This window comes from Nocardiopsis sp. MT53 (genome assembly GCF_019598965.1).
Taxonomy (GTDB): domain Bacteria; phylum Actinomycetota; class Actinomycetes; order Streptosporangiales; family Streptosporangiaceae; genus Nocardiopsis; species Nocardiopsis changdeensis.
In genome coordinates this window covers 4,355,068-4,380,453 of record NZ_CP080599.1, presented here as the reverse complement: position 1 = coordinate 4,380,453, position 25,386 = coordinate 4,355,068, and the positions used below count along the sequence as shown (strand labels likewise).

General features: G+C 73.7%; 25 protein-coding genes and 1 rRNA gene. 10 read left to right on the top strand and 16 right to left on the bottom strand.

Annotation, left to right across the window (positions count from 1 at the left end; all coding sequences use genetic code 11):
* Positions 1 to 5: 5 nt before the first annotated feature.
* The 8 genes from K1J57_RS19540 to K1J57_RS19505 all read right to left on the bottom strand — a co-directional run bounded on the left by K1J57_RS19540 (position 6) and on the right by K1J57_RS19505 (position 7,931).
* The gene (locus K1J57_RS19540; protein WP_220560006.1) at positions 6 to 944 is read right to left on the bottom strand and encodes a hypothetical protein; all 939 of its coding nucleotides are present in this window, start codon (positions 942 to 944) and stop codon (positions 6 to 8) included.
* Complete coding sequence (locus tag K1J57_RS19535) at positions 944 to 1,987, bottom strand: copper transporter (RefSeq protein ID WP_220560005.1); 1,044 nt, start codon at positions 1,985 to 1,987, stop codon at positions 944 to 946. Before K1J57_RS19535 ends, K1J57_RS19540 begins: the two co-directional genes overlap by 1 nt.
* Positions 1,984 to 3,156 (bottom strand): putative cytokinetic ring protein SteA, encoded by a 1,173-nt coding sequence (gene steA / locus K1J57_RS19530; protein WP_220565654.1) that lies wholly within the window; start codon positions 3,154 to 3,156, stop codon positions 1,984 to 1,986. Before steA ends, K1J57_RS19535 begins: the two co-directional genes overlap by 4 nt.
* A gap of 188 nt (positions 3,157 to 3,344) precedes the next feature.
* Positions 3,345 to 5,054, bottom strand: coding sequence for a DNA repair protein RecN (gene recN, locus K1J57_RS19525; protein ID WP_220560004.1), 1,710 nt, complete (start codon positions 5,052 to 5,054; stop codon positions 3,345 to 3,347).
* Between the two features lie 85 nt (positions 5,055 to 5,139).
* Positions 5,140 to 6,072, bottom strand: coding sequence for an NAD kinase (locus tag K1J57_RS19520; RefSeq protein ID WP_220560002.1), 933 nt, complete (start codon positions 6,070 to 6,072; stop codon positions 5,140 to 5,142).
* Positions 6,073 to 6,184: 112 nt separating this feature from the next.
* Positions 6,185 to 6,985, bottom strand: a complete 801-nt coding sequence (locus K1J57_RS19515) for a TlyA family RNA methyltransferase (protein WP_220560001.1) — start codon at positions 6,983 to 6,985, stop codon at positions 6,185 to 6,187.
* Positions 6,986 to 6,991: 6 nt separating this feature from the next.
* Positions 6,992 to 7,180, bottom strand: coding sequence for a hypothetical protein (locus K1J57_RS19510; protein WP_220560000.1), 189 nt, complete (start codon positions 7,178 to 7,180; stop codon positions 6,992 to 6,994).
* Positions 7,181 to 7,229: 49 nt separating this feature from the next.
* On the bottom strand, positions 7,230 to 7,931 hold the full coding sequence (locus K1J57_RS19505; protein WP_220559999.1) for a membrane fusogenic activity family protein: 702 nt from the start codon (positions 7,929 to 7,931) through the stop codon (positions 7,230 to 7,232).
* Positions 7,932 to 8,139: 208 nt separating this feature from the next.
* On the opposite strand from K1J57_RS19505, the gene K1J57_RS19500 reads away from it, so the two are divergent.
* Entirely contained in the window at positions 8,140 to 8,490 is a 351-nt protein-coding gene (locus K1J57_RS19500; protein WP_220559998.1) for an SCP2 sterol-binding domain-containing protein, read from the top strand.
* Between the two features lie 20 nt (positions 8,491 to 8,510).
* Positions 8,511 to 9,806 (top strand): DUF1015 domain-containing protein, encoded by a 1,296-nt coding sequence (locus K1J57_RS19495; RefSeq protein WP_220559997.1) that lies wholly within the window; start codon positions 8,511 to 8,513, stop codon positions 9,804 to 9,806.
* On the opposite strand, the gene K1J57_RS19490 is transcribed toward K1J57_RS19495, so the two are convergent.
* Entirely contained in the window at positions 9,769 to 11,286 is a 1,518-nt protein-coding gene (locus tag K1J57_RS19490) for a serine hydrolase (RefSeq protein ID WP_220559996.1), read from the bottom strand. The two genes, K1J57_RS19495 and K1J57_RS19490, sit on opposite strands and share 38 nt — an antisense overlap.
* A gap of 95 nt (positions 11,287 to 11,381) precedes the next feature.
* Between K1J57_RS19490 and K1J57_RS19485 the strand changes: the two genes are divergently transcribed.
* Positions 11,382 to 12,188 (top strand): aminoglycoside N(3)-acetyltransferase, encoded by an 807-nt coding sequence (locus K1J57_RS19485; RefSeq protein WP_220559995.1) that lies wholly within the window; start codon positions 11,382 to 11,384, stop codon positions 12,186 to 12,188.
* A 242-nt stretch (positions 12,189 to 12,430) separates the two neighbouring features.
* Positions 12,431 to 13,438 carry an HAD-IIA family hydrolase gene (locus K1J57_RS19480; protein ID WP_220559994.1) on the top strand — a complete coding sequence of 336 codons (1,008 nt, stop codon included), beginning with the start codon at positions 12,431 to 12,433 and terminating at the stop codon, positions 13,436 to 13,438.
* Between the two features lie 404 nt (positions 13,439 to 13,842).
* Here the strand turns inward: K1J57_RS19480 and K1J57_RS19475 are convergent, their stop codons facing one another.
* Positions 13,843 to 14,316, bottom strand: a complete 474-nt coding sequence (locus K1J57_RS19475) for a single-stranded DNA-binding protein (RefSeq protein WP_220559993.1) — start codon at positions 14,314 to 14,316, stop codon at positions 13,843 to 13,845.
* Between the two features lie 267 nt (positions 14,317 to 14,583).
* Between K1J57_RS19475 and K1J57_RS19470 the strand changes: the two genes are divergently transcribed.
* Both K1J57_RS19470 and K1J57_RS34010 read left to right on the top strand, forming a co-directional pair.
* Positions 14,584 to 15,588: an MBL fold metallo-hydrolase gene (locus tag K1J57_RS19470; RefSeq protein WP_220565653.1), complete on the top strand. Its 1,005-nt coding sequence runs from the start codon at positions 14,584 to 14,586 to the stop codon at positions 15,586 to 15,588.
* Positions 15,589 to 15,845: 257 nt separating this feature from the next.
* Positions 15,846 to 16,787, top strand: a complete 942-nt coding sequence (locus K1J57_RS34010; RefSeq protein WP_220559991.1) for a GNAT family N-acetyltransferase — start codon at positions 15,846 to 15,848, stop codon at positions 16,785 to 16,787.
* A gap of 9 nt (positions 16,788 to 16,796) precedes the next feature.
* On the opposite strand, the gene K1J57_RS19460 is transcribed toward K1J57_RS34010, so the two are convergent.
* Both K1J57_RS19460 and K1J57_RS19455 read right to left on the bottom strand, forming a co-directional pair.
* Entirely contained in the window at positions 16,797 to 17,201 is a 405-nt protein-coding gene (locus K1J57_RS19460) for an NUDIX domain-containing protein (protein ID WP_220559989.1), read from the bottom strand.
* 53 nt (positions 17,202 to 17,254) lie between these two features.
* Positions 17,255 to 18,094, bottom strand: a complete 840-nt coding sequence (locus tag K1J57_RS19455) for a hypothetical protein (protein ID WP_255646434.1) — start codon at positions 18,092 to 18,094, stop codon at positions 17,255 to 17,257.
* Here K1J57_RS19455 and K1J57_RS19450 point away from each other — a divergent pair.
* Positions 18,062 to 19,333 carry a hypothetical protein gene (locus K1J57_RS19450; protein WP_220565934.1) on the top strand — a complete coding sequence of 424 codons (1,272 nt, stop codon included), beginning with the start codon at positions 18,062 to 18,064 and terminating at the stop codon, positions 19,331 to 19,333. The genes K1J57_RS19455 and K1J57_RS19450 overlap by 33 nt on opposite strands.
* A 198-nt stretch (positions 19,334 to 19,531) precedes the next feature.
* On the opposite strand, the gene K1J57_RS19445 is transcribed toward K1J57_RS19450, so the two are convergent.
* The 3 genes from K1J57_RS19445 to K1J57_RS19435 form a co-directional block, all read right to left on the bottom strand.
* Positions 19,532 to 19,708: a DUF397 domain-containing protein gene (locus K1J57_RS19445; RefSeq protein ID WP_220559987.1), complete on the bottom strand. Its 177-nt coding sequence runs from the start codon at positions 19,706 to 19,708 to the stop codon at positions 19,532 to 19,534.
* Between the two features lie 166 nt (positions 19,709 to 19,874).
* Positions 19,875 to 20,048: a DUF397 domain-containing protein gene (locus tag K1J57_RS19440; RefSeq protein WP_220559986.1), complete on the bottom strand. Its 174-nt coding sequence runs from the start codon at positions 20,046 to 20,048 to the stop codon at positions 19,875 to 19,877.
* Positions 20,045 to 20,854 carry a helix-turn-helix transcriptional regulator gene (locus K1J57_RS19435; protein WP_220559985.1) on the bottom strand — a complete coding sequence of 270 codons (810 nt, stop codon included), beginning with the start codon at positions 20,852 to 20,854 and terminating at the stop codon, positions 20,045 to 20,047. The genes K1J57_RS19440 and K1J57_RS19435 overlap by 4 nt, the downstream gene beginning before the upstream one ends.
* Positions 20,855 to 21,773: 919 nt before the next feature.
* Between K1J57_RS19435 and K1J57_RS19430 the strand changes: the two genes are divergently transcribed.
* The 3 genes from K1J57_RS19430 (at position 21,774) to K1J57_RS19420 (ending at position 24,196) form a co-directional block, all read left to right on the top strand.
* The gene (locus tag K1J57_RS19430; RefSeq protein WP_220559984.1) at positions 21,774 to 22,037 is read left to right on the top strand and encodes a hypothetical protein; all 264 of its coding nucleotides are present in this window, start codon (positions 21,774 to 21,776) and stop codon (positions 22,035 to 22,037) included.
* A gap of 781 nt (positions 22,038 to 22,818) precedes the next feature.
* Complete coding sequence (locus K1J57_RS19425; protein WP_255646433.1) at positions 22,819 to 23,115, top strand: hypothetical protein; 297 nt, start codon at positions 22,819 to 22,821, stop codon at positions 23,113 to 23,115.
* 100 nt (positions 23,116 to 23,215) lie between these two features.
* Positions 23,216 to 24,196: an STM4015 family protein gene (locus tag K1J57_RS19420; RefSeq protein WP_220559983.1), complete on the top strand. Its 981-nt coding sequence runs from the start codon at positions 23,216 to 23,218 to the stop codon at positions 24,194 to 24,196.
* Between the two features lie 1,057 nt (positions 24,197 to 25,253).
* Here K1J57_RS19420 and rrf read toward each other — a convergent pair.
* Positions 25,254 to 25,369 (bottom strand): 5S ribosomal RNA (gene rrf, locus K1J57_RS19415).
* Positions 25,370 to 25,386: the final 17 nt, after the last annotated feature.

Below are 25,386 nucleotides of genomic sequence, written 5' to 3'. Positions count from 1 at the left end.
GCCCCTCACGCGCACCGCCCCCAGCGGTCCAGTGCCCGCAGCGGCGGCACCCGGTCGATGACCCTGGAGAAACTCGTGACCTCGCTGGCCAGGGTCAGGGCCACGACCCCGCCCAGCAGCGCCAGCCGCACCGGGCGGGGGGCGCGGGCGGCCGCCGCCGCGCCCAGGGCGGCGCCCAGGGCGTTGGCTCCGGCGTCGCCGAGCATGGAGCGCTCGGCGAGGTCGTCGGGGAGCAGGGCCGCGCAGGCGCCGACGGTGGGCGCCAGCACCGGGGCCGCCGGGGAGGCCAGCCCGGGCAGGGCGGCCAGCAGGCCGAGTTTGACGGCGCGGCCCGGGCGCAGGTCGAAGAGGTTCACCAGGTTGGCGCCCGCGGCGATGAGCGCCCCGTCCACGAGGGTGTCGAGGGGGCCGCGGCGCAGCAGGGCGGCGGCGGCCAGGCCGGTGGCGCCGATACCCGCCATCTTCACCGCCCCGGTGGTCACCCGCCCCCGGGCCAGGGCGCCCAGGTGGCCGCGCAGCCCGCGGGCGTCGGCGGATCCGGCCAGGTCGTCGTAGGCGCCGAACGCGGCCGCCCCGGCGGCGGCCAGCGCCGTCGCGGCCCGCACCCGGGGGTCCAGGCCGGGCGTGAGCAGGCTCGCCGCGCACACACCCGAGGCCAGGGCCGGACCCTCCTGGAGGGTCACCCGCCGCCCCCGAAAGTTGGTCCGCCACCACGCGGCCGGGCCGGGTCCCCCGGCCGGAGCGGTCTCCGCGGCCGGAGCGGGTTCCGCCGCCGGAGGGGACTCCGCGGCGCCGTCGCGGTCGGCGGCGGCACGGGTGAGCAGGGTGTAGGCGGTACGGGCGGCCGCCGCCGCGACCGCGGCGCCGACCAGCCCCTGCACGGCGGACGCGGAGACGGGGTTCCGGCGGCGGCCGGCGCCCGGGCGCTGGAAGGACGGGTCCATCACTCCTCCCCCCGGGCGGCCCTGCGGGCCTCGTCGGTGTCCGGCGACGGGGACGGCGAAGGCGAGGCCGACGCCCGGGGCTCGGGCAGCGGGTCCGGCATGAACCCGCGCACCCCCTCGCCCACCCCGTAGGCGGCGCCGTCGCCGTCGACGTCCTCGGCCAGCGCCAGCACCGCCACGATGTCGCCCATCGGGCGGCCCGCCATGTCCACGGTCGCGAAACCCGCCTCCGAGGCCCGGGCCCGGGCGAGCATCCCGTCCCCGCGCGAGGACGGCACGTCCCCCGCCAGCACCAGCCCCTCGACCCGGTCGTGCAGGGCCGAGGAGAACGACGCCAGCACCGTGTTCTCGGCCTCCCGGTCCTCGCGCCCGGCCTGCTCGGCCGAGGACGGGGCGACCACCACCACCGCGTCGGTCCCGCCCGCGGGCTCCCCGTGCACCGAGATCAGCCCGCCCTCGACGAACGTCTCCAGCGCGGCGGCCGGGTCGTGCCCGCCGTTCCGGCCGCCTTCCTCCCGGTCCTCCCCGTCGCCGTCGCGCTCGGAGGAGCGGGCCAGGGCCCGGCCGATCTCGGTGCCCGCCTTCTCATAGGTCCCCACGCCCTCCAGGGATGCCGGGTCGGCGGAGACCTGGAGCGCCAGCTCGTCGACGAACGCGGTGTTGCTCGGGTCGACGAACTCCGAGCGGACCTCGATCCGCCCGGAGACCGAGCCGCCCGCCTCCTTCACGCGGTCCTCCAGCGAGGCCGCCGTGTCGGCGTCGGCGCCCGGCGCCTGCACCAGCACCACGTCCAGGCCCCGCAGCCGGTCCTCCAGCAGGTCCCCGGCGGCGGCGTCGGCGAGCTCGTCGGCTCCGGCGTTGACCCGGTCGGCGACGTCGCGCTCGGCGCGCAGGTCCTCGGTCTGGCCCCGCAGCTCGGCGGTCTCGTCCTGCAACGTGTCGAGCAGCGGGTCCTGGAGCATGGTGGTGCCCAGGACGAGCCCCACCGTCAGCGCCAGGAACACCGCGATGATGGACACCAGGTGGTAGCGGAAATCGATCACGTGAACAGCCCCGTCAGCCAGTAGGAGAAGGCGTCCCAGCGCGCCGCGAGGAACGTGAGGTAGACCTGCCCGGCCGGTGAGCTGTAGGCGGCGACCACGATGGTCAGCAGGCTGGCCGCGACCAGCCCGAGCAGCGCCCAGGGGGAGATCCGCGAACGGTACAGGCGGCTCACGCCCTTGGCGTCCACGAGCTTGCCGCCCACCCGGAGCCGGGTGAGGAAGGTGCTGGCCATCCCCGACCGCCCCTTGTCGAGGAACTCCTCCAGGGTGGCGTGCGTGCCCACCGCCACGATGAGGGAGGCCCCGGCACCGTCGGCGAGCATCATCGCCACGTCCTCGCTGGTGCCGGTCGCGGGGAAGACCACGGCCGGGTAGCCCAGGTCGGTCAGGCGCTGGAGCCCGGGGGCCCGCCCGTCCCGGTAGGCGTGCACGACCAGCTCGGCGCCGCTGGCCAGTGCCCGGTCCGAGACCGAGTCGAAGTCCCCGACGATGATGTCGGGCCGGTAGCCGCCCTCCATGACCGCGTCGGCCCCGCCGTCCACGGCGATGATCACCGGCCGGAACTCGCGGATGTAGGGCCGCAGCGCGGCGATGTCCTCCCGGTAGTGGTAGCCGCGCACGACGATCAGGACGTGGCGGCCCTCCATCTCCGTGGAGATCTCGGGGATGCCGATGCCGTCCAGCAGCAGGTCGCGCTCGTGCTGGAGGTAGGCCATGGTGTTGGCCGCGAACGCCTCCAGCTGGGTGGCCAGCCCGGCGCGGGCCTCGGCCATGGCGGCGGCGACCGTCTCGGGGGTCTGCACGGTCCCCTTGGCGACGGGTTCCCCGCCCCGGTAGAGCACCCCGCCCTCCAGGCGCAGAGGTTCGCCGTCGCGGACCCGGGTGAACACCTCGGGGTCGACGTCGTCGACCAGCGGGATGCCCGCCTGGGTGATGAGTTCCGGGCCCTGGTTGGGATAGCGGCCCGAGATGCTCCGGGCGACGTTGAGGACCGCCGACACCCCGCACCCGACCAGCGCCTCGGCGCTGACGCGGTCCAGGTCGACGTGGTCGATGACCGCGATGTCGCCGGGGCGCAGGCGCTTGGTCAGGTTCTTGGTGCGCCGGTCCGAGCGCACGGGAGCGACCAGCCCGGAGGGAGAGTCCGCCCGGGTCCGGCGGAACCGCATGACTGTGGCGCTGAGCGCGTCCGATACCTTCATCGCTGGCATACTGTCAGAACTCGCCTACGCAGAGTCATAACAGCGTGGTGGTCGGCGTGTTCGGTCATCGGCGCCCATGGCGCCGCACCCCGGCCCCTACCCGTCTCGGGGCGACTCACCCATCACATGTCACGGCGGACCCGCCGGGGACGTCCTCAGGCCGCCGGGTAGGCGCGCTCCGGATCGGCGTTGACCAGCAGTTCCTCGGCGTGCGCCCGGCCCAGCTCGGAATCCTCCAGACCCGCGAGCATCCGCGACAGCTCGCGCACCCGGCCGCCCCGGTCCAGGCGCAGCACACCGCTCTCGGTGACCAGCCCGTCGGTGGACTTCTCGACCACCAGGTGGGCGTCGGCGAACGCCGCCACCTGCGGCAGGTGGGTGACCACGATGACCTGGGACCGGCGCGCCAGGCGTGCCAGGCGGCGGCCGATCTCGACCGCGGCCTTGCCGCCCACACCTGCGTCGACCTCGTCGAACACGAAGGTCGGCACCGGGTCGGCGCCCGCGAACACGACCTCGATCGCCAGCATCACCCGGGACAGCTCACCGCCCGAGGCGCCCTTGTGCAGCGGCAGCGGCCGGGCGCTGGGGTGCGGTGCCAGCAGCAGCTCCACCTCGTCGCGCCCGTGGGACCCGAAGTCCTGCCCCGTGGTGATCCGCACGCTCACCCGCGCGTGCGGCATCGCCAGGGCGGTCAGCTCCTCGGTGACCGCCGCGCCGAACCGCTCGGCCGCCTCGGTGCGGATCCGGGTGAGCTCGCCCGCCCAGTGGTCCATCCGCCCGTACAGCTCCTCGGCCTCGGCCCGCAGCTCCTCGATGCGCTCGTCGTCGCCCTCCAGGGACGCCAGCCGCTTGGCCGCGTCCTCGGCCCAGGCCAGGATGTCGTCCGCGGTCTCGCCGTACTTGCGCGAGAGCGAGGTGAGCAGCGCCCGCCGCTCCTGCACGTGCGCCAGCCGGGCCGGGTCGGCGTCCACCGACTCGGCGTAGGAGGCCAGCTCCGTGGCCGCGTCGGTCAGGATGTAGGACGCCTCGTCCAGCCGCTCGCCGATCGCCGCCAGCTCCGGGTCGTGCTCGCGCACCGCCGCCACCGCCTGGCGGGCCGCCGACAGCAGCGCCGACACGTCCACCTCCACGTCGGAGGCCGGGTCGCCCACCAGCGCCTCGTGCGCGGTGGTGGCCGCCACCCGGAGCCCGTCGGCGTGCGCCAGCCGGGTCTCCTCCGCCAGCAGCTCGGCGTCCTCGCCCGAGACCGGCTGGGCCGCGGCGATCTCCTCCACCCCGAACCGGAGCATGTCCGCCTCCTGGGCGCGCTCGCGCGCCCGCTCGGTCAGCTCCGTCAGCTCCTCCGACACCTCGCGGTGCCGCCGGTGGGCCGCCGCGTACTGCTTCAGGGCCTTGCCCAGCTCCTCGCCCGCGAACCGGTCCAGCGACGCGCGCTGGCGGTCGGTGCGCAGCAGCCGCTGCTGGTCGGACTGGCCGTGCACGGCCACCAGGTCGTCGGCCAGGTACGCCAGCAGGCTCACCGGCGCCGACCGGCCGCCCAGCGTCGCCCGGGAGCGGCCCTCGGCGGACACGGTGCGCGCCACGATCAGCACGTCGTCGTCGAGCTCGCCGCCGGCCTCCGAGACCCGCTCGGCCACCCGGCCCTCGCGCGGGACCGTCAGCCGGCCCTCGACCAGCGCCCGGTCGGCGCCGGGCCGGACCCGCTGGGGGTCGGCGCGACCACCGAAGAGCAGTCCCAGCCCGGTGACGACCATGGTCTTACCCGCGCCGGTCTCACCGGTGACGACCGTCAACCCCGGTGACAACTCCAACACGGCGTCGTCGATGACCCCGAGTCCCTGGATGCGGACTTCTTCGAGCACCGAACCCTCTCCTGATCGTCGGCCACACTGTCTTGACGTTCTCCCGCGCCTCCCGGACGGCGCACCCGCGCGGGTGCGCACGCGGTCAGCGGCCCTGTTCCCGGCGGCCGCGCCACCCCGCCACGGGGAGGCCGAACTTGGCCACCAGCCGGTCGGTGAACGGCGCCCGGTGCAGCCGGGCCAACCGGACCGGCGTATCGGCACGGGTGATCTCGATCCGTGCCCCGGCGGGCAATTCGACCATACGCCGTCCATCGCACCAGAGCACGCCCGGCGCCGTGTCCGGCAGCACCTCCAGCGCCACCGTCGCCCGCGGGCCCACCACCAGCGGCCGGGCGAACAGCGCGTGCGCGCTCAACGGCACCACCAGCAGGGCTTCGACATCCGGCCACACCACCGGGCCGCCCGCGGAGAAGGCGTGCGCCGTCGACCCCGTCGGTGTGGCGCACACCACCCCGTCGCACGCCCACCGCGACAGCGGGCGGCCGTCGACCTCCAGGACCGCCTCGACGATCCGCCGCGACTCGCCCTTCTCCAGCGTGGCGTCGTTGAGCGCCCACGTGCGCACCGAGGGGACCCCGTCGGCACGGCCGCCGTTGAACACGGCCACGTCCAGGGTCATCCGCTCCTCGACGTCGTAGTTGTGCTCCACGACGCTGCGGACGGTCGCGCCCAGGTCCTCGCGCTCGGCCTCGGCCAGGAACCCGACGTGCCCCAGGTTCACGCCCAGCAGCGGGGCGCCCGCGGGCCGGGCCAGCTCGGCCGCCCGCAGCAGCGTGCCGTCGCCGCCCAGCACCATGACCAGCTCCACGCCCTCGGCCGCGGACTCCGGTTCGACGACCTCGATCGGGGACAGGACACAGCCCGCCTCGGCGAGCTCGTCCACCTCGTCCTTGAGCATGCGCACGGTCAGCCCGGCGCTGCTGAGGCTCTCGTGGACCAGCCGTGCGCTGCGCACCGCCGCGGGCCGACCGGTGTGGGCCAGCAGGAGAACACTGCGTCCGCCGGTCCTGGTCATCGTCGTCCCCTTACGTCCACTCCCCGAAGGGGAGTTCGAATGCGGGCCGGGGGGCCTGTGCGCCCACCCGGCCGGGTCACGTTACCGGACCCGTGCGACAGGGTGCCACGCCCTAGGCCGGCCCCTCCGCCACCGCCCGCTCCAGCCGGGCCGCGTCCAGCGCCGGGGCGCCCGAGCGCAGCCACAGGAAGTACTCGACGTTGCCCGAGGGACCGGGCAGCGGGCTGGCCGCCACGTCGACCGTGCCCAGGCCCAGGGTGAGGGCGTGGGCGGCCACGTCGGCCACGGCCCCGGCGCGCAGCTCGGGCTCGCGCACCACACCGCCCGCGCCCACCCGGTCCTTGCCGACCTCGAACTGGGGCTTGACCATCATGGCGAAGTCGGCCCCGGGGGCGACCGCGTCCCGCAGCGGCCCCAGCACCAGCTTCAGGGAGATGAACGACAGGTCGCCCACCACCAGGTCCGGGCGCGGCTCGCCGACCATCTCCGGGGTGAGCTCGCGGACGTTGACCCGCTCCATGACCCGCACCCGGTCGTTGCTGCGCAGCGACCACGCCAGCTGGCCGTAGCCCACGTCCACGGCGGTCACGTGGGCCGCGCCCCGGCGCAGCAGCACGTCGGTGAACCCGCCGGTGGAGGCGCCCGCGTCCAGGGCGCGCCGGTCGGCCACGTCCAGGGAGAACGCGTCGAGGGCCCCGATGAGCTTGTGCGCCCCGCGGGACACATAGGGGGGCTCGTCGGAAGGAGTGCGCACCACGATGGGCTGGTCCTGTCCGACCTGGGTGGCCGGCTTGGAGGCCACGATCCCGGCCACCTTGACCAGGCCCCCCTCGATGATCTCGGCCGCGTGGCCGCGTGAGCGTGCGTGCCCGCGGCGGACCAGTTCCGCGTCGAGCCGAGTACGTTTCGCCATGATCACCTAGGATACCGGCGACTGCGGCGCCGGCCCCTGGTCCAGGGCCCCCAGCACCGCGGACAGCTCGCGGTGCAGGGAGTCGAAGACCTCCACGTGCTCGGCGGTGGGCAGGCCCGACAGCCCCTCCAGGCGCTCCCGGGTGCCCTCCAGGGTCCGGGCGGCCAGCTCCTCGGCCTGTTCCTTGGGATTCATCGCCCCTCCGGTATCGACGGTCCGCGGCGGCCCCGACTTCTGGGCGGCCCTACTTCTTGGTGGCGCTGCGGGACTTGGTGGTGCGCTTGGCCGCGCCCGCCCGCGCCCGGCCGCCCTTGGCCGCGGGCTTGGCCGCCCCGGCCTTGGCGGCGGGCTTCTTCCCGGCCTCCTCCGCGTCCCCGTCCGCGCCGTCCTCCCGGGCGGGCTCGGCCGCCGCGGCCCCATCGGGGGACTCGGCGTCCACGGGGGCCTCGGGGGCCTCGGGGGCGTCCTGTCCGGCGGCCCCGTCCGGGGCGGGGTCCGCCACGGCGGTCGCCACCGCGGCGACGGCGGCCGCGGGCACCTCCTCGACCTCCACGGCCCGCACCTCCACCGCCGGGACCGAGGGCACCCGCTCCCGGCCCGACCGGGCCGCCAGCCGCCGCTCCAGCTCCGCCACGCGGCGCACCAGGCGCTCGTGCTCGGAGCGCGGCACCACGTCCATCCGCTCCAGGCGGTGCTCCACCTCCGAGCGCACCAGCTCCGCCAGCGCCTCCCGGTTGGCCCGGCTGGTCTCCAGCAGCTCCCCCGCCAGCGCCTGGATGGTCCGCCCCACCCGCGGCGGCGTGCCGCCCGGCTCCTGCTCCGCCGCCGGCGCGCCCGCCCCGCCCGCCCGCAGCAGGACCTTGGCCGCGGCCACCGCCTCCTTGCGGGACAGCTCGGTGAGACCACTGGCGGCATCCAGATACGTGCGCACCGCGTCGACGACCATGATTCGCGTACTCCTTGACGGACAGAACACCGGAAGGGGGAACGGCACCGGAAAACGGAAGGGCACCGTGGGCGGGGGGTTGCGCGCACAACGCTACCCGGGCGGCACGGCCCCTGCCACGCGAAACCGGGAGGTCGTCCCCTTCGTCCCTTTGCCCGGACGGCGACGCCGCCCCGGCGCCCCGGGCCGCATGCGGCATCATGTGCCCATGAACAGCATCGACGCATGCCTGGAGGGCATCGCGAAGCTCAACGAGCGGATCCTCGCCGAACCCGAGGCCGAACGCCGCCGGGTCATCGTCGAGCGCTCCGTCAGCGTGCTCGTCCCCGACCTGGGCACCGTGTTCGACATGCGGCTGACCGCCGACGGCCTCAGCGACATCACCCACCGCCCCCAAGAGGCTCCGGCGCCCCGGGCCCAGGTGCACATCACCGTCGGCAGCGACGACCTCGTCGACCTCGCCGACGGGCGGCTGGACCCGGCCCGCGCCCTCCTGACCCGCCGGGTCAGGGTCGACGCCAGCATGGGCGACCTGCTGCGCATGCGCAAACTCCTGTGACCGGGCGGTACCTTGCTGGGATGCCACGCCAACCTCTCGGGCTGGAACCCTTCCGCGGTCTGCGCTACACCGACGGAGACCTCGACCGGTTCATCGACGGGGGATTCGACCTCGCCCGTCTGCTGGCCCCGCCCTACGACGTTCCCGACGCCGAGGAGGCGCGGGCCCTGCAACGGTCCGACCCGCACAACGCCGCCCGGGTCACCCTGCCCTTCGAGCTCAGCCGCGCCAGCGCCGACGGCACCGAAGGGGCGATCCCCCGCCGGTACCGCGCCGCCGCCGCGCTGCTGCACGACTGGGTCGCCACCGGCGTGCTCTCCCCCGACCCCCGCCCGGCCCTGTACGTGTACGAGCAGGTCACCGCGGACGGCCGCCGCCAGCGCGGGCTGATCGGCAACCTGCGCCTGCCCGACGAGGGGTCCGAATCCGCGGTCCTGCCCCACGAGGACGTCGCCGACGCGCCCGTGCACGACCGGTTCACCCTCATGGGGGTGGCCCGGGCCAACCTCGAACCCATCTTCCTGCTGTACCGCGGCGCGGGCGGCGCCGCCTCCGCCGTCACCGAGGCCGTCGCCGACCCGCCCCTGGTGGAGGCCCGCACCCGCGACGGCTCCGAGCACCGCCTGTGGGCGGTCACCGACCCCGCCGACCACGCCCGGGTGGCCGCCGACCTGGCCGGCCGGTCCGCGCTCATCGCCGACGGCCACCACCGCTACGCCGCCTACCGCCGTCTGCACGCCGCCCACGGCGACCCCGGCTGGCGGTACGGGCTGGCCCTGCTCGTGGACAGCGACACCCACCCGCCCCGCCTGGGCGCCATCCACCGGGTCCTGCCGGGCCTGCACCCGGAGGAGGCCGTCGCGGCCGCCCGCTCCGTCGCCGCGGTCGAGGCCGTGGACGGGGTGTCCCCCCGTGTGTACGAGGGGGTGGAGGGCCCCGCGCTGGTGCTGGCCTCCCCCGACGGCGGGGCCCACCTGGTGCACGGCTTCGACGGCGACACCCTGGCCCGGGCCATGCCCGGCCGCTCCGAGCAGTGGCGGCGCCTGCCCACCGCGGCCCTGCACGAGGTCCTGCTGCCGCTGTGGGGCGTCCCCGAGGAGGCGGTGCGCATGGTCCACGACGACCCCGGCGAGGCGGTGGCCGCCGCCCACCACGAGAAGGGCACCGCTGTGATCGTGCCCGCCCTGGACGTCCACCTGGTCTACGACATCGCCGGGCAGGGCGAGCTCACCCCGCGCAAGTCCACCTCGTTCGGGCCCAAGCCGCGCACCGGGCTGGTCATGCGCCTGGTCGAGCCGTCGCCCCGGTACCGCTGAGCTCCCGCTGCGGGTCCTGTCCGCGGTGCGCCGCCAGGGCCCGCAGGCGCACCGCCCACACCACGGCGAGCGCCACCGCCGCCGCGACCAGCAACACCACCACGGACGGCACCGTGTACAGGGTCTGCACCCACGTGGCGTCGCGACCTCCCGCCAGCGGCGAGATCAGCCGGTGCGGGGCCAGGGCCGCGGCCACCACCGCGGCCGACCCCACCGCCCCGAGCACGCGCCGCCACCGGCGACCGTCCCGCACCCACACCCCGGCACGGCGCACCCCGCGCACCGCCCCGGCGGCCACGGCCGCCACCGCGGCGACGCACACCAGGTCCAATGCCAGCAGCCACGGCGCCGAGGAGCCGGTCGGCCCCTCCCCCTCGGCCAGGGCCACCAGGTTCCACAGCAGGGCGGAGGCGTCGCCCGCGCCCAGGCCGGTGTTGGCCATCACCGCGATCCCCACCCCGCTCTCCGGCAGCAGGGCCTGGTGGGCGGTGTAGGTGAACTGGATACCGCCGTGCACCAGCAGTGGCGCGCCCCCGCCGGTCTCCTCCACCTGCCAGCCCAGGCCGGAGTCGGCCGCCGGGCCCGTGCCGCCCGCGGCGGCGTGCGTCAGCGCCACCGCGTCCGCGGGCACCCCCGCGCCCCCGTCGGCGGTACGGCCGCCGGTGTTCTGGGCGACCAGCCACCGCGCCATGTCGCCGGCCGTGGACACCATGCCACCGCTGCCGTTGAAGTAGCCCTGCGGCTCCGGCAGGGCCCGGGCGCCGCCCAGCACCGCCACGTGCCCGGGGGCGACCCCGGCCTCGAACACGTCCCGCGCGGTGTCCACCGTGACCGTGTCGGCCATCCCCAGGGGGAGCAGCACCCGCTCGCGCAGCACGTCCGCGAACGGCTCGCCCTCCACCACCTCCACCAGGCGGGCCGCGATGTGGTAGTTCGGGTTGTGGTAGTTGCGCTCGGCCCCGGGGTCGGCCACCATCCCGGCGCCGGCCAGCCGCGCCACCGCGCCCTCCAGGTCCGCCGGGGTCGGCTCGCTCTTCTCCCGGAACCCGCGGTCGGACATGCCGGAGGTGTGCGTGAGCAGCTGCCGCACCGTGATCCGCGCACCGCGCGGGTCGTCCACCGCGAACTCCGGCAGGTGCTCGACCACGGGGTCGTCCAGGTCCAGCCTCCCCTCCTCCACCAGCGACGCCACCACGAGGGCGGTGAACGCCTTGCTCACCGACGCCATCCCCATCGGGGTGTCGGCCCCCACCGGCTCCCCGCGGGAATCGACCCCGTACCCGGCCGCCCGCACCACCTCGCTCCCCCGCGTCACCGCGACCGCCACCCCGGGCAGCGGCGCGTCCTCCAGGTAGGCCTCCACCCGTGCGTCCACCGCATCGGCCGTGAGACCATCCACGGGCGCGGCCGCCGCGGGCGCCGCCCACGACAGGACCGCCGCCACCGCCAGAGCCGCCGCCGACATCGTTCTCATCACCATGGCGCCATGCTCCCGGCCGGCCCGCTCCGCGCACCACGGTGCCGACCGCACACCCACCCTGCGGTACACCCCACCCCGAGGAGGAGACCCGCCCTATGACCGCCGCGCCCGAACCCGCGCAGGACGCGCCGCGCACCCGCGTCTCCCTCGCCCGCGACCTGGCCGGCCTGGGGTTGCGCCCCGGGGAGACCGTCCTGCTCCACTCCTCCCTCTCCGCCCTGGGCTGGGTGTGCGGCGGCGCCCAGGCCGTCGTCCAGGCGCTCCTGGACACCCTGGGGCCCACCGGCACCCTCGTGGTGCCCACCCAGACGATGGACAACAGCGACCCGTCCCAGTGGCGCAACCCGCCGGTGCCCGAGTCCTGGTGGCCGACCATCCGCGACCACACGCCGGGCTTCGACCCGCACGCCACCCCCAGCGCGCACATGGGGCGGATCCCCGAGCTGGTGCGCACCCTCCCGGGGGCCGTGCGCAGCCCGCACCCGCAGACCTCCTTCGCCGCCGTGGGCCCGCGCGCCCACGCCCTGCTGGACCACCACCCCCTCACCTGCCGCCTGGGCGACGAGTCGCCGCTGGGCCGCCTGCTGGACGCCCGCGTCCTGCTGCTGGGCACCGGCTACGACTCCTGCACCGCCTTCCACCTCGCCGAGTACCGGGTGCCCGCGCCCCGCACCGAACCGGTGGGCTGCGCGATCGCCACCCCCGACGGCGGCCGCGCCTGGGCCGCCTTCACCGACACCGCCCTGGACTCCGACGACTTCCCCGCCCTGGGCGAGGCGTTCGAGGCCACCGGGGCCGTCACCACGGGCCCGGTCGGCTTGACCACCGCACGCCTCTTCCCCGTCTCCGACGCCGTCGCCTTCGCCACCTCCTGGCTCACCGCCCACCGCCCCACCGCCTGACCCCCCGCCCCGGCACGCCCCCGCCGCCCTGAAGACGCCCCGCCCTCCAGCCGACAGCCCCCTGCCAGGCCGGTACAGGCGCGACATCCCGGCGGGCCGCCGGGGCGGGGTCTCCGGGGTGGGGCCGGTCCGGGGCGCTGCGACGGACGGCACACCGGGTGGGGAGGCCCGCGGCCCCACCGGCCGAGGGCCGCGTCATACCCTGGAGGGCGTCCGCCACCGCCGCAAGGAACGGGTCCGCCATGCCCCTGCTCGCCGCCGAGCGCCCCCTGAGCACCATCCACGACGCGATGCTCCTGGACCTGGACGGGGTCGTCTACATCGGCCCGAGCGCGGTGCCGGCCGCCCCCGAGGCGATCGACAAGGCACGGGCCGCGGGGGCGCGGGTGGCCTACGTGACCAACAACGCCGGACGCACCCCGGCCCGCATCGCCGAACACCTCACCCACCTGGGCATCAACGCCACCCCGCAGGACGTGGTGACCTCCGCCGAGGCGGCCGCCCGGCTGGTCGCCGAACGCCACCCGGCCGGCTCGGAGGTCCTGGTGGTCGGCGACACCGGGCTGCGCCAGGCGGTGCGCCGCATGGGACTCGTCCCGGTCACCATCGCCACCGACTCCGTGGTCGCCGTGGTGCAGGGCTACTCCCGCTCCGTGACCCGGGACCTCCTCGACCAGGGCACGCTGGCGGTGTCGCGCGGCGCCCTCTACGTCGCCAGCAACGCCGACGCCACCGCCCCCACCGAATGGGGCGTCACCCCGGCCAACGGGTCCTTCGTCCGGGTGATCGCGCACGCCACGGGAGTGGAGCCGATCATCGCGGGCAAGCCCATGCGCCCCCTCCACGAGGAGGGCATCCGGCGCACGGGGGCCCGCGACCCGCTCATCGTCGGCGACCGCCTGGACACCGACATCGAGGGCGCGATCGTGCACGGCGCCGCGGGCCTGCTGGTGCTGTCGGGGGTGACCACCCCGCTGGACCTGCTCGCCGCCCCGGAGCACCGGCGGCCCAACTACCTGTCCTGGGACGTGTCGGGCATGAACGACACCCACCCGGGCGTCGACGCCTTCCACGGCGGTACCCGCTGCGGGGGCTGGACGGCGACCCACACCCCCGACGGCCCGCTCCTGGAGGGCTCCGGCGACCGCCTCGACGGCCTGCGCGCCCTGTGCGAGGCCGTGTGGGCGAACCCGGCGGTGGACCCGGCCGGCCCGGCCGCACGCACCGCCCTGGCCGCCCTGGGCTGGTGAACCGGGCCGGGGCACCGCCCACCCGGGCCTGAACGCCTCCCCGTACGGCGACCTCCGCGGCACCCTCGCGCACCCCCGCCCGCCGTACCGGGTCGGCGCGCCGAACGGGGCCCCCGTCGCACGGACCGCTCCCGTCCCGGGCCCGCGGACGCGGGCCGCGGCCGCACACGGAACCCCGCCTCCGGGCCGGGCACCTACCGCACCCGGCCCCGCCCCGGGGAGGCGGTCCGCTTCCGTACTGGGCACACCGGGTCCGCGCCGGACCGGCGCCGCACCCGGCGCCCCGGATCCGGCTCGGCCCCAGGAACCGGCCGCGGCGCGGGCCAGGGGGCGCACCAGGACGGCGAGGACCCGTGCGAGCACCGCTCCGAGGAGACGCACCGGGCGGCGCGCCGCGCGGGCGGTCATCGCCCGGCCCCTTCCTCCGTCGCGCGCGGGAACGCGGCGGCGGGGAGGTCCCCGTCGGCCGGCCGCGAGCGGCGCACCAGAGCCACGGTCCGCGCCTCCACCTCGCACGTACTGCGCTCCTCCGCCCGCCCGTGCCAGAACCGGCGGCGCAGCGCCCCCGTCACCCGGACGACGTCGCCCAGCCGCCACTCCACCAGCTCCGGATGCAGCCCGGGGTCGAAGCCGACACAGTAGACCGCGTCGGAGCGGCGCCCCGACACCCCCTCGCGCGGGGGCCTGGCCATGCACATCCGCCAGCTGGCCAGGCGGTTCCCGTTCGCCATCTCCCGGAACACCGGCTCGGCGGTGATGCGCCCCACCAGCAGCACCTCGTTGCGGTGCCCGCCGTCCCGGCCGGGGTCCTCCCCCGGGTCCGTGCCCTGCGCCGCCCGTGCGCCCCGCCCCGCGCTCCGCAGACCGTTCTCCCGCATGCGTCGTCCTTCTTCCCGAAGACCCTGTGACACCGGCGTGGACCAGCGGGCGGCACGACGGCCGGCACGTGTGCCCCCACCTTCAGGATCACCGGGGCCGACCGGCGGCGAAAGGGCTTCGCCCCGCCTGTGGACAACCTCCGGAACGGTGTCGTCCGATGATCCCGCCCCCGGTCAAGACGCACACCGCCCCCGTGTCCTAGAGTCGGATTCGGATGCGGTTCCTCCCGGAACCCACGACGACCACAGGGAACAGGGGTGCCTGCCGTGCACGACGACGTGGACGTGAGCCGCCTGCCCGAGGGGGTCACCCCCCTGGGCGACGACATCTTCGCCATCGACACGATGCTCGCCGGATATCCGGGCATCGTGTCCAGCTACCTCATCCGTTCCGAGCGTCCCTGCATCGTCGAGGTCGGCACCGCCGGTTCGGCCCGGGTCCTGCACGACGCCGTCACCGCCATGGGCCTGGCCCCCGCCGACCTGGCCACCATCGTCGTCACCCACATCCACCTCGACCACGCGGGCGGCACCGGCGACATGGCCGCCCTCTTCCCCAACGCCGAGATCGTCGTCCACGAGCGCGGCGCCCGCCACCTCGCCGACCCCAGCCGCCTCATGCGCAGCGCCGCCATGGTCTGGGGCGACCGCCTCGACACCCTGTTCGGGCAGATGCACCCCACCGAGGCGCGGCGCATCCGCTCCGTCGCCGAAACCGGCGAGATCGACCTGGGCGGCGGCCGCAGGCTCGTCACCCACTACGCCCCCGGGCACGCCAAGCACCACATGGGCCTGGTCGACACCCTCACCGGCGACCTGTACGTCGGCGACGCCCTAGGCGTCTACAACCAGCTCACCGGCGACGTCCGCCCGGCCACCCCGCCGCCGGACTTCGACATGCAGGCGTGCCTGAGCACCCTGCGGCTGTTCTCCGACATCGACGCCCAGCGCCTGATGTTCTCCCACTTCGGAGCGGTCGACACGGTCGCCGAGACCATCGACCGCGCCCGGTCCGAGCTGCACCTGTGGGTGGAGACGGTCCGCGAGTCGCACGGTTCGGCCGGCGACCTCGACCACGCCATCGCCATGGTGCGCGACAAGGTCGTCAGCCGGTACAAGCCGCTGCCCCCGGACGCCTCCCCGGAGTCCGCCGCCGTCCTGGACATCCTCAGCGGCGCCGAGGCCAACGTGTCGGGCATCGTGCACTGGCTCGACCGGCTCGAACAGGAACGCGCCGAGGCCGAGCGCAAGGAACGCGAAGAACAGGGCTGAGCGCCCCGGCCCTGGCACGGCGACGGGAGGGGCGGGCCCTGGAAGTCAGCCCCTCTCCCTCACACGGCCCCGGCACCGTGGCACCCGGACGGGTGACGGCACGTCACGGGCCGGGGCGGGAGAAGCCACAAAGAACGGTGGCGCGTTCACGGACGCGTTCACACCTGCAGAGGGGGCCCGGGCCGGCTCCGACGGGGAGCGCGGAAAGGCCCGGAAAACCATGTGCGGGGGTGACCCGGGCCACCTAGGCTCACCGCATGACGCTCCAGATCCGGCCGATGGAAACCGAGGACGTCCCCGCCGTCCTCCCGTTCCTGCGCGCCCACCACCCCTACCGTGTCCTCACGGAGAAGGCCGTGCGCTGGCGCATGGCGAACCCCACCCCCCATTCGACGGACCTCCCGCTCGTGGCGACCGACGGCGACGGCGGGATCGTGGGGTTCACCCGCTCCCTGCTCACCCGCCCGGAGGGCCGCGACCCGCACGGCCTGACCTTCCTCACCGCGGTCGCGGAGCGGTACCGCGGCGGCGACCTGGCCGCCCGCCTCCTCACCGCCTCCGAGGAGTCCCTGGTGGAACGGGGCGCCCGCACCCTGCGCACCGAGGTCGCCGAGGAGCCGGTCCAGGCGGGCGGACCGGTGCTCCACGAGGTCGCCCTCGACCAGGGGTACGCGGAGGAGGAGACCCACCACATCCTGGGCCTGGACCTGTCCCTGCTGCCCCCGGCGCCGGAACCGCCCGCGGGCGTGGAACTGCGGACGTTCCGGGAGTACGCCGACGACCCCCGGCCGGTCTACGAGCTCGACCGGCTGGCCAGCGAGGACGAACCCGGTGCCGTGCCGAGCGTCGGCTTCATGACCTTCGAGGACTGGGTGAACGGGCCCTGGAACCACCCGCTCACCGACCTCGACCTGAGCCTGGTCTTCCTGCACGAGGGCACCCCCGCGGGCATCACCTGCTACGGCTCCGACCGCAGGAGCCGCATGGAGTCGTCGATGACGGGGACCCTGCGCGAGTACCGGGGGCGCGGGCTGGCCGGATACGCCAAGCATGTCGCCCTGCTGCGGGCGCGCGAACAGGGGTTCACCCACGCCGCCACCGGAAACCACGAGAACAATGCGCCCATGCTGGCCATCAACGCCCGGCTCGGCTACGCGCTGCTGGGCAAGGAGACCGGCTACGTCAAACCCGTCGCCTGACCGGCCCCCTCAGGGGCGGGCGCCGGGCAGGTCCAGTACCCGCAGCAGGTGGGCGTAGAGGCCGTCGGCCCACGACAGGCTCTCCTCCGGGGGCAGGACGTCGAACTCCCGCACCTCGACCGTCTCGAACTCGCCGCTGAGAGGGACCGTCTCCAGGACGGGGGCGTGGGTGACGACCGTGACGTGCCCGTCGGCGAGCACGTAGTACCCGGCGACCTCCACCGCGCCCAGGGTCGCCCCGGCCTCCTCAGCCGCCTCCCGCCGGGCGGTGTCCACGACGCCCTCCCCGGCCTCGGCGTGCCCGCCGGGGAACTCCCACGCGCGCCGCCGGTTGCGCACCATCAGCGCTCGGCCGCCCCGGTGGGTCAGGCACACCACGGAGTCGTACGCCGGGGGAAGGGCCCCCAGGCGCACGACGGCGCCGCCGAGCGGTCCACGACCGCCCGGCGGCGCCAGGGGATCCGGGGTCAGTCGCGCTCCCGGTCCCGCGGGGCGTCGGCCCCGTCGTCCTTCACTGCCTCGGACTCGGCGTCGGATTCGTCGGCGGGCCCGTCCTCGGGCTCGTCGGCATCACGGGAGTCGTCCTCGTCCTCGAAGTCCTCAGGCTCGCCGTCCCGGGAGTCGTACTCGGCCCCGTCCTCATCTTCGAGGGCGGGCTCGGCCGGACGGGCCTCCCGCGGGGCCTGCGGCTCCGCGAAGTCCTGTTCCTCGAAGTCCTGCTCCTCGGCGTCGGTCCAGATGATGCCGTCCTCCGGGTCGACGTCGACCAGCTCGACACCCTCCAGCACGGCCAGGCGCTCATCGGCGTCGGTCACCCCGTCGCTGTCCACGGCGGAGGCGCGCGAGAAGTACTCGCGGGCGTCCTCCTCACGGCCCAGCTCCTCCAGGACGTCGGCGTAGGCGTAGAACAGGCGCGCGATCCACGGCCGGGCGCGGCGCTCCTTCAGTTCGGGAACCTGGAGCTCGGCCAGGGCGCCCTTGATGTCGCCCATGTCCCGCCGGGCACCGGCGGCCACGATGCGCAGCTCGATGCGCTCGGCGGCGTCCAGCTGCTCGCCGGCCGGGTCCCCGGTGATCTCCAGAGCCCGCTCGGGTCGGCCCAGGCCGCGCTCGCAGTCGGCCATGATCGCCAGGAAGTTGTCACGGCCGCTCATGCGGCGCGCGGCACGCAGGTCGGAGAGGGCCTCCTGCCACTTGCCCACCGTGTAGGCGGCGACACCGGAGGCCTCCCGGACACCGGGGACCCGGGACGCCTTGCGCCGGGCGTAGGCGGCGTGGGCGTAGGCGCGCTCGGGGTCCTCGTCCACGAGGAGGCCGGCCGCCACGATGTGCTTGCCGACCAGTTCCGCCAGGGACTTGGGCAGCGAGCTGAGGTCGCGCCTGGTGTCGGCGTCGAGCTGGTCGTAGGTCGCCTCTTCGGGAAGCTGGGGAGCGATGTCCGCGGGGTCGCGGTCCTCACGGGGACCGCGACGGTCGTCGCGCCCGCGGTACCCGCCCCGGTCGTCCCGGCGGCCACCTCGGTACCCGCCGCCCCGCCGGTCGCCACCGCGGTATCCGCCGCGGTCATCGCGCCGGTCGCGGTCTCCGCGGAAGCCGCCGCGGTCCTCGCCGCCACGGTAACCACCACGGTCGTCACGGCGGTCGTCGCGGCCGCGGTACCCGCCCTCACGGCGGTCACCACCGCGGAAGCCGCCGCGGTCATCGCCACCGCGGTATCCGCCGCGGTCATCGCGCCGGTCGCGGTCACCCCGGTATCCGCCGCGGTCCTCGCCGCCACGGTAACCACCACGGTCGTCACGCCGATCCCGGTCACCGCCGTGGTAGCCGCCACGGTCGTCCCGGAAACCACCCTCACGACGGTCACCACCGCGGTAACCACCACGGTCGTCACCGCCCCGGTGGACCCCGCGGTCGTCACGGCGGTCGCGGTCGCCCCGGTAGCCGCCACGGTCATCGCGCCGGTCGCGGTCACCCCGGTAGCCGCCACGGTCATCGCGCCGGTCGCGGTCACCCCGGTAGCCGCCACGGTCATCGCGCCGGTCGCGGTCACCCCGGTAGCCGCCACGGTCATCTCCGCCGCGGTAACCACCGCGGTCGTCACGGCGGTCGTCGCGGCCGCGGTATCCGCCCTCACGGCGGTCGCCGCCACGGTATCCGCCACGGTCGTCGCCACCGCGGTACCCGCCGCGGTCATCGCGCCGGTCGCGGTCGCCTCTGTAACCGCCGCGGTCGTCGCCACCGCGGTACCCGCCGCGGTCATCGCGCCGGTCGCGGTCGCCTCTGTAACCGCCGCGGTCGTCGCGGCCCCGGTAACCACCACGGTCCCGGTCCCCGCCGCGGAAACCACCGCTGCGGTCATCACGGCCACGGTCACCCCGGTAGCCGGAACGGGAGCGGGAGTCGTCACCACGTCCCCGACCGTAAGACGCGCCGGAGCGGTCACCACTGTGCTCGTTCGCTCCGGAGTCCTGGCGGTCTCCCGATCGGCTGTCCTCAGTCATCCAACCCGTCCGTCAACAGTCAAAAGCGCTGCCACTGAGCAGTAGCAGCGCGTCAAGTACTCGTGCCCTCCAGCTTACGTCATGGAGCAGATGCGGGCCGCCAAAGTCCCAGTGCTCAAAGTCCCAGCCCAGCGGGAAATACCAGCTCCCGCGGGCCGCCCTAAGCGCCCGCCCGCGCCGGGGTGTGCCCGCCGGCCCGGCCCCGCCGGAGGTCGTTCGACGGGGCCGGTTCACGTTCCGGGGTCACTTCTCCGCGAGCGCTCCGACGGCCGCGACCCACTCCACAGCGGCGAACTCGAGGTGGCCGAGCTCCTGGTGCCGGGTGTCGCGCACGGCCGTGGTGGAACCTTCCGAGACCTCGACACAGTCTCCGCCATTTCCTCCGCTATAGGTTGATTTGTGCCAGTCCTGATGCTTCACGCCATCAGATCCTTCCTGATCTCACGAATTCGCTGTGCTCAAAGTCCCAGCCCGGCGGGAAATACCAGCTCCCGCCGGCCGCCCGAAGCGCCCGCCCGGGCCAGCGGGCGCACCCCGGTCCGGTCCCGCCGGAGGTCGTTCGACGGGGCCGGTTCACGTTCCGGGGTCACTTCTCCGCGAGCGCTCCGACGGCCGCGACCCACTCCACAGCGGCGAACTCCAGGTGGCCGAGCTCCCGGTGCCGGGTGTCACGCACGGACGTGATGGAACCTTCCGGCACCTCGACACAGTCACCCTGGGCCCCGCTGTAGCTGGACTTGTGCCAGTCCTGATGCTTCACGCCATCAGATCCTTCCTGATCTCACGAATTCGCTCAATGGAGTCCGAGGGAGGAAGCGCATCCGCTTGCATTGCTCCGAACAACGTCCGCATATGGGCCACATCCTGCGTGCCACTCCGCGCCACGTCACCCAAGGCGTGTTCTACGAACACGACCGCCTGTTCCTCACGCAGGAACATGAGGCGGAACGGAGGGCAGATGCCCGGGTGCAGCAACCGCTGCGGCAGGACCTGGAAGCGGATGCTCCTCCGATCCGCCAGCTCAGCGATGTGCTCCAACTGATCGGCCATAACGGTGAGCGACCCTACCGGATGCGTGACCACTACTTCGTCCACCACGAACCATAGCGCCGCCTTTCGAGGGAGTAGGGCCGCCAGCCGCCTCGTGCGGGTCTGGACGATCTGGTCGACCTCCTCATCCGAGGCCTGAGGCTGCCACGCACGCACCAGGGCCTCGGCGTAGGAGGGGATCTGAAGCAGCCCTGGAACGAGGATCGACTGGTACTGGAAGGTCTGCTCGGCCCGACCTTCACTCGCCAGGGCGTTCTGGAACCAGTCCGGCACACTTCTGCTCTTGATAGCGGAGGACCACCGCCTGAGCAGGCTTCCCTCTGTAGCGAAGACGGCTTCCAGGGCGTCCACTTGATCCCGTGTCGCTACACGTATCGCCCTTTCCAGGTGCCCGACCATGGCGCCGCTCACCTGGATGCGCTTGCCCAGCTCCGCCTGAGAAATGCCCAGTTCAAGGCGGTTTCGTCGTATTTCCTGGCCGAATGAGATCCATTGCTTATGGGGATTCTGCGGCATACAACAAGTCAACTACAGATCCACAACTCTCGCTACCGGATTCTCCTATAAGCGACGGTTCTCCCGTAGTTCTTCCGCGAGGGGCCTGCGCCGGGGATATTGATTTCCGTAGGACGCCTCTCACAGGCAAAAGCCCTGGCGACCGTTTGCTGCGGTCCCAGGGCGGAATCCCTACCGGATATCGAACTCACCGAGGAGAGACGCAATGAAGTGTATCGCCGGGTGGCACGGCCCTCCAGGGGGCGACCGGGAGGCGCCGGCCCCGACAGAGGAACGGCCACGGACGCGCCACCTGCGAACAGGCGAACTGATCACCGTGCACCGACTCGCGTCCGAGGCGAACGCGGCCTCCCGTGCGGATCGGAGCACGAACACCACCGCTGGAACCGCCTTCGCACTCCACCACCGGGTCAGTCGGTTCGGCGACCTGCTGTCATCGGAGTTCTCCCCTGATCGCACCGGACCGGTGCCGCTCCCACCGAGGACCACGCCGAGCCCGGATCCGGAGCCGGGGTCGGGCCCGGCTCGGTCGAAGCGCCGAAAGTCCCCGGGGATGGGCCGGGTGATCCCGCTGCGGCCGGGCCAGGCCGGGTGGACCCTGCCCCTCGAAGGGCGCCCCCTGGCCCTGGTGCCGGGGCACGGCCGCCACCACCGGCCCGAGCCCCGGCGGCACCTGTCATTGGAGGAGTACAGCCACCGGTTCCCGAAGCGAATCCCGAACGTGGCCGCGACCAGGGGCTCCTCCTCGGCCGACACGTCCGGCTCCCTTCCCCCTCCTACTCCGGCCGCCAAGCCATCACAACGGCTCCGAGCGCGGTGGCGCGCGTCCCGGGTGCGGACCTACGTATCCCACCCGGGAAGGGACATGGCCCCGCTCTCGCTCGCGGTGCGCGCCTACCTCGAGCGGAAGGTGAAGTGAATGTCCGTCGGTGACATCCGGATCGCGGACCTGTTCGAGGCGATAGGCGACGCCTTGACCCTGCCGCCGGGAACGACCCCGGCGGACGAGGCCGCCCGCCAAGCCCTGCTCGGACACCGCATCACCGCGGTATGCGCGGCGGTGGACCACGTGCAGGCCACGGGTGATCCGATCCAGGCCCTCGCCCTGCTCGACACACAGGTCGAGACACATCCGATCGCCTACACCCCACAACCGCGTCGAACCCCGGAAGGTGGCCGATGATGCCGCCGCTGTGCGAGCAGACCAGCCTGAACAGCTCCGGCCTCCGCCGCACCTGTGTCCTGGAGGCCGGTCATTCCGGCGAGCACGAGGACCTTGTCGGGTGGAGGTGGGAAGCACCGGAGATCGTGCTCGAACGGCTCCGCTCCACCTGGGGAGGTACGCACAGGGTCGCCTGGACGGGGTCCCTGTGGGTGGCGACCCACAGGGACCCGAACGCGGCCTGGCGCACACACGTGGAACCCACACCCGCCCAGTTGGAGGACCGCCTCCGCCGGCACGCGGGCTCTGCCGCCACAGGTGTGGGGCGCGGTGGCTCCTCCCTGCCGGGCATGAGGGGGTGTTCGCCCGACCGGGGTGGCCGGTCATAGCGGAGGGCGCTGTGGGGCCTTCGCCCCTCCGGGGAAAGGAGGAGAGAAGGGCCAGAGGTGTCCTTCTGCCTTGGCCCGGGGGTGCCCCTATGTTCTTTCAACGCTGTGGTGGGTGGCGGGTGTGTCTGTTGGGGGCCGAGGCACTACCGGAGAGCGGACCATCTCCTTCGGCCCCAGGAGGTGTGGGCAGGAGAGACCGCCACTTCCGCCCCAGGGGGTGACGGCCGTACATAACCGCGGCCCCGACCACAGACCGGAGGAAGGACCGCGACCTGCACCCCGGACCGGCCGGACCGATGGCCGCAACCCGCACTTGCGCTCCTACCAGGAGAAACAACGGGCCGGGTACGTGATGGAGATGGCCGCTACCGACACCCTCTCCCAATCCGCGCGGGGCGATCGCGGTCAAGGAGTTGGCCGCCCTGGTTCCCGAACAGGCCCGGCAAAAGCGCTCTGCTGGGGCCGGGGCCAAGGGAGAGCGGCTTTACCACTGGGCTCTCATTGACGATCGCTGTGATGAGTACGGGGCGCGGTCGGTGCTGATGCGCCGCAACCGCACCAATGGTGAGCTGGCGTTCTTCCACTGCTACGCCCCCGAGGCGGTGCCGCTGTCGCGGTTGGTAGCGGTGGCCGGGCGCCGCTGGAAGGAGTCCTTTCAAGGACACGCTCGACGTTGCCACTACCGCAGACAAGCAGTTCAGAAATCATGACAAACCGGAAGTCCAACTGGAGTACCAGAGTCACCGCGCTTCGTCTGTCCTCCGGAGCTGCTAGGTACGGGGGACATTCCACCCCCTGAAGGGATTTTCCATGCCTGACTTGACCGAGTTCGCGGGTCTGCCCGTGGTCGAGTTCCCTGCCAGTGGCACGGACGAGGAGCGGATCATCCGTGCACGCGAACGGGGCGGGGATCCGCACGCTCCCGGCTCCGTGGCCTGGCGGCTGCGGTACGACAGAGAGGCGTGCGAGGAGCACCTCGCCCGTTTCCTGTCCGTGGTGGACACCGAACAGGTGGGTGCACTGGTCATCGGCGACTGGGAGGCCGCCGCCGGAGGCCAGTACCAGATCGCACGCCTGCTGACCGAGCACGCCCACGCGTTGCCGAACCTGCGTGCGCTCTTCTTCGGCGACATCGACGGCTCGGAGTGCGAGCTGTCTTGGATCGACCAGCCCGACCTGGCCCCGCTCGTGGCGGCCTTCCCCCGGCTGGAGGAGCTGGCTGTGAAGGGCGCCGACGGCATAGACGGCGAGCTCGGGCTGCACATCCCCTCGCACGCCTCGCTGCGTTCCCTGACGCTGGAGACCGGGGGCCTGCCGGGCCGGGTCGCGCGTCAGGTGGCGTCGTCGGGGCTGCCCGCGCTAGAGCACCTGGAGCTGTGGCTGGGGATGTCGGACTACGGCTGTGACACCTGGCCGTCGGACCTGGAGTCGGTGCTCTCGGGTGAGGTGTTTCCCCGACTGCGGTACCTGGGTGTGCGCAACGCCGAGACGCTGGACGGGTGGCTTCCGGCACTGGCCGACGCACCCGTGCTCAAGCGCCTGGATGTGCTCGACCTGTCGCTGGGCGTCCTCACGGACCGGGGCGGTCAGGTGCTCGTGGACCGGGCCACGGCCTTCGCTGGTCTGCGCAAGCTCGATCTGCACCACCACTACCTGAGTGAGGAGATGGAGGAGCGGGTGCGGGCCGCGTTCGACGGGTCCGGGGTGGAGGTCGACCTGTCCGACCGGCTGGAGCCCGAATACCACGGGGACGATGACGAGCCCTTCTACTACACCGCCGCGTCCGAGTAGCCGGGACCCGTCCGCCCTCCCCGGCTCCAGGGGGCGTCGGGAGGAGAAACCTCCATCCGCACCCCAACGGGTGACAGCCGCAGGTACCCGCGGCCTCGGCCTCGGCCCGGAAGAAGAACCGCAACCTCGCTCCAAGGGGTGAAGGCGACAGGTACCGGGATGGGCGAGGGCGACAGGTACCGGGACCTCCGCCACAGAGGGGTGAAGGCCGGCGGTCCCTCCTCCCCTGACCCTCGCGGGCCAGGGCTGCGTGAATGCTCTGCCTTCACCCCCCGAGGGGTCGGGGAGGGCAATGCCGACAGGGGTTACTACGGCGGGCGGCTGGGGTGACAAGCGAGGTCTGAGCAACAGCCTGTTTCCAGTCGGAGCGTTCTTTCCCTGGACCTGTGGCTGAGCGTGCCGCCTGGCGCCGACCCGTCCCCTGAACCAACCCCCACCACCCCGGACGTGCACTCAACGCACCCGCCCGGCGGTCTGCCGGGCCTCGTACGCGGGGACGGATCGACGCCCGGCCCGGGTCTGTACCTTCCCAAACGGTGATCGGTGGAGCACAACACTTCTGAGAGAGCGCCCACAGACCGCCCTTCCCAGATGGTGACCGACCTGGAAAAACCTCACAGTCCGCCTCACCCCCTTGGGCTGCGGTTGAGTCCCGCTCTACCAAAACCCCCTGGAGTCCGGCCGAGTCCCGCTCTACCGACACCCCTTGTGGCCCGGGCCGCGTGACGCCCTCCGGCTGTGGCCAAGGCCTCCAGGACAGGCAGAAACCCCTCGGTGTCCGGGACAGAGGAAACACCCGCCCCGACCTCTTGCAGCCGAAGGAGACGATGCTCCCTCCGGCAACCCCCGAGACCCCGGACAGACCCACCCCCACCCCACACAGCATTGAAAAGGGAACAAGCAGAAAGACCGCTGCGGCCGCCACCCCTGCGACCAAGGCCCCTAGAACACAAAAAAGGGGGGCCGCCCCGAGGACGACCCCCCACACACAAACACCCGCACCCCGAAAACAGGGAAAGCCCCCACCCGAAGGCAGGGGCTCTCAACCCGAAGAAAACCGTGGCGGCAACCTACTCTCCCACCCCACCACAGGGCAGTACCATCAGCGCAAGGAGACTTAACGACCGGGTTCGGAAAGTAACCGGGTGTGACCCTCCCACCATAACCACCACGGAAACCTATCACCCAAC

Excerpts from the sequence above, each read along its gene's own strand:
- K1J57_RS19540 (WP_220560006.1), bottom strand. The coding sequence starts at position 944 with ATGGACCCGTCCTTCCAGCGCCCGGGCGCCGGCCGCCGCCGGAACCCC.
- steA (WP_220565654.1), bottom strand. The coding sequence starts at position 3,156 with ATGCGGTTCCGCCGGACCCGGGCGGACTCTCCCTCCGGGCTGGTCGCT.
- K1J57_RS19520 (WP_220560002.1), bottom strand. The coding sequence starts at position 6,072 with ATGACCAGGACCGGCGGACGCAGTGTTCTCCTGCTGGCCCACACCGGT.
- K1J57_RS19515 (WP_220560001.1), bottom strand. The coding sequence starts at position 6,985 with ATGGCGAAACGTACTCGGCTCGACGCGGAACTGGTCCGCCGCGGGCAC.
- K1J57_RS19510 (WP_220560000.1), bottom strand. The coding sequence starts at position 7,180 with ATGAATCCCAAGGAACAGGCCGAGGAGCTGGCCGCCCGGACCCTGGAG.
- K1J57_RS19505 (WP_220559999.1), bottom strand. The coding sequence starts at position 7,931 with ATGGTCGTCGACGCGGTGCGCACGTATCTGGATGCCGCCAGTGGTCTC.
- K1J57_RS19500 (WP_220559998.1), top strand. The coding sequence starts at position 8,140 with ATGAACAGCATCGACGCATGCCTGGAGGGCATCGCGAAGCTCAACGAG.
- K1J57_RS19495 (WP_220559997.1), top strand. The coding sequence starts at position 8,511 with ATGCCACGCCAACCTCTCGGGCTGGAACCCTTCCGCGGTCTGCGCTAC.
- K1J57_RS19490 (WP_220559996.1), bottom strand. The coding sequence starts at position 11,286 with ATGGTGATGAGAACGATGTCGGCGGCGGCTCTGGCGGTGGCGGCGGTC.
- K1J57_RS19485 (WP_220559995.1), top strand. The coding sequence starts at position 11,382 with ATGACCGCCGCGCCCGAACCCGCGCAGGACGCGCCGCGCACCCGCGTC.
- K1J57_RS19480 (WP_220559994.1), top strand. The coding sequence starts at position 12,431 with ATGCCCCTGCTCGCCGCCGAGCGCCCCCTGAGCACCATCCACGACGCG.
- K1J57_RS19475 (WP_220559993.1), bottom strand. The coding sequence starts at position 14,316 with ATGCGGGAGAACGGTCTGCGGAGCGCGGGGCGGGGCGCACGGGCGGCG.
- K1J57_RS34010 (WP_220559991.1), top strand. The coding sequence starts at position 15,846 with ATGACGCTCCAGATCCGGCCGATGGAAACCGAGGACGTCCCCGCCGTC.
- K1J57_RS19435 (WP_220559985.1), bottom strand. The coding sequence starts at position 20,854 with ATGCCGCAGAATCCCCATAAGCAATGGATCTCATTCGGCCAGGAAATA.
- K1J57_RS19430 (WP_220559984.1), top strand. The coding sequence starts at position 21,774 with ATGTCCGTCGGTGACATCCGGATCGCGGACCTGTTCGAGGCGATAGGC.
- K1J57_RS19420 (WP_220559983.1), top strand. The coding sequence starts at position 23,216 with ATGCCTGACTTGACCGAGTTCGCGGGTCTGCCCGTGGTCGAGTTCCCT.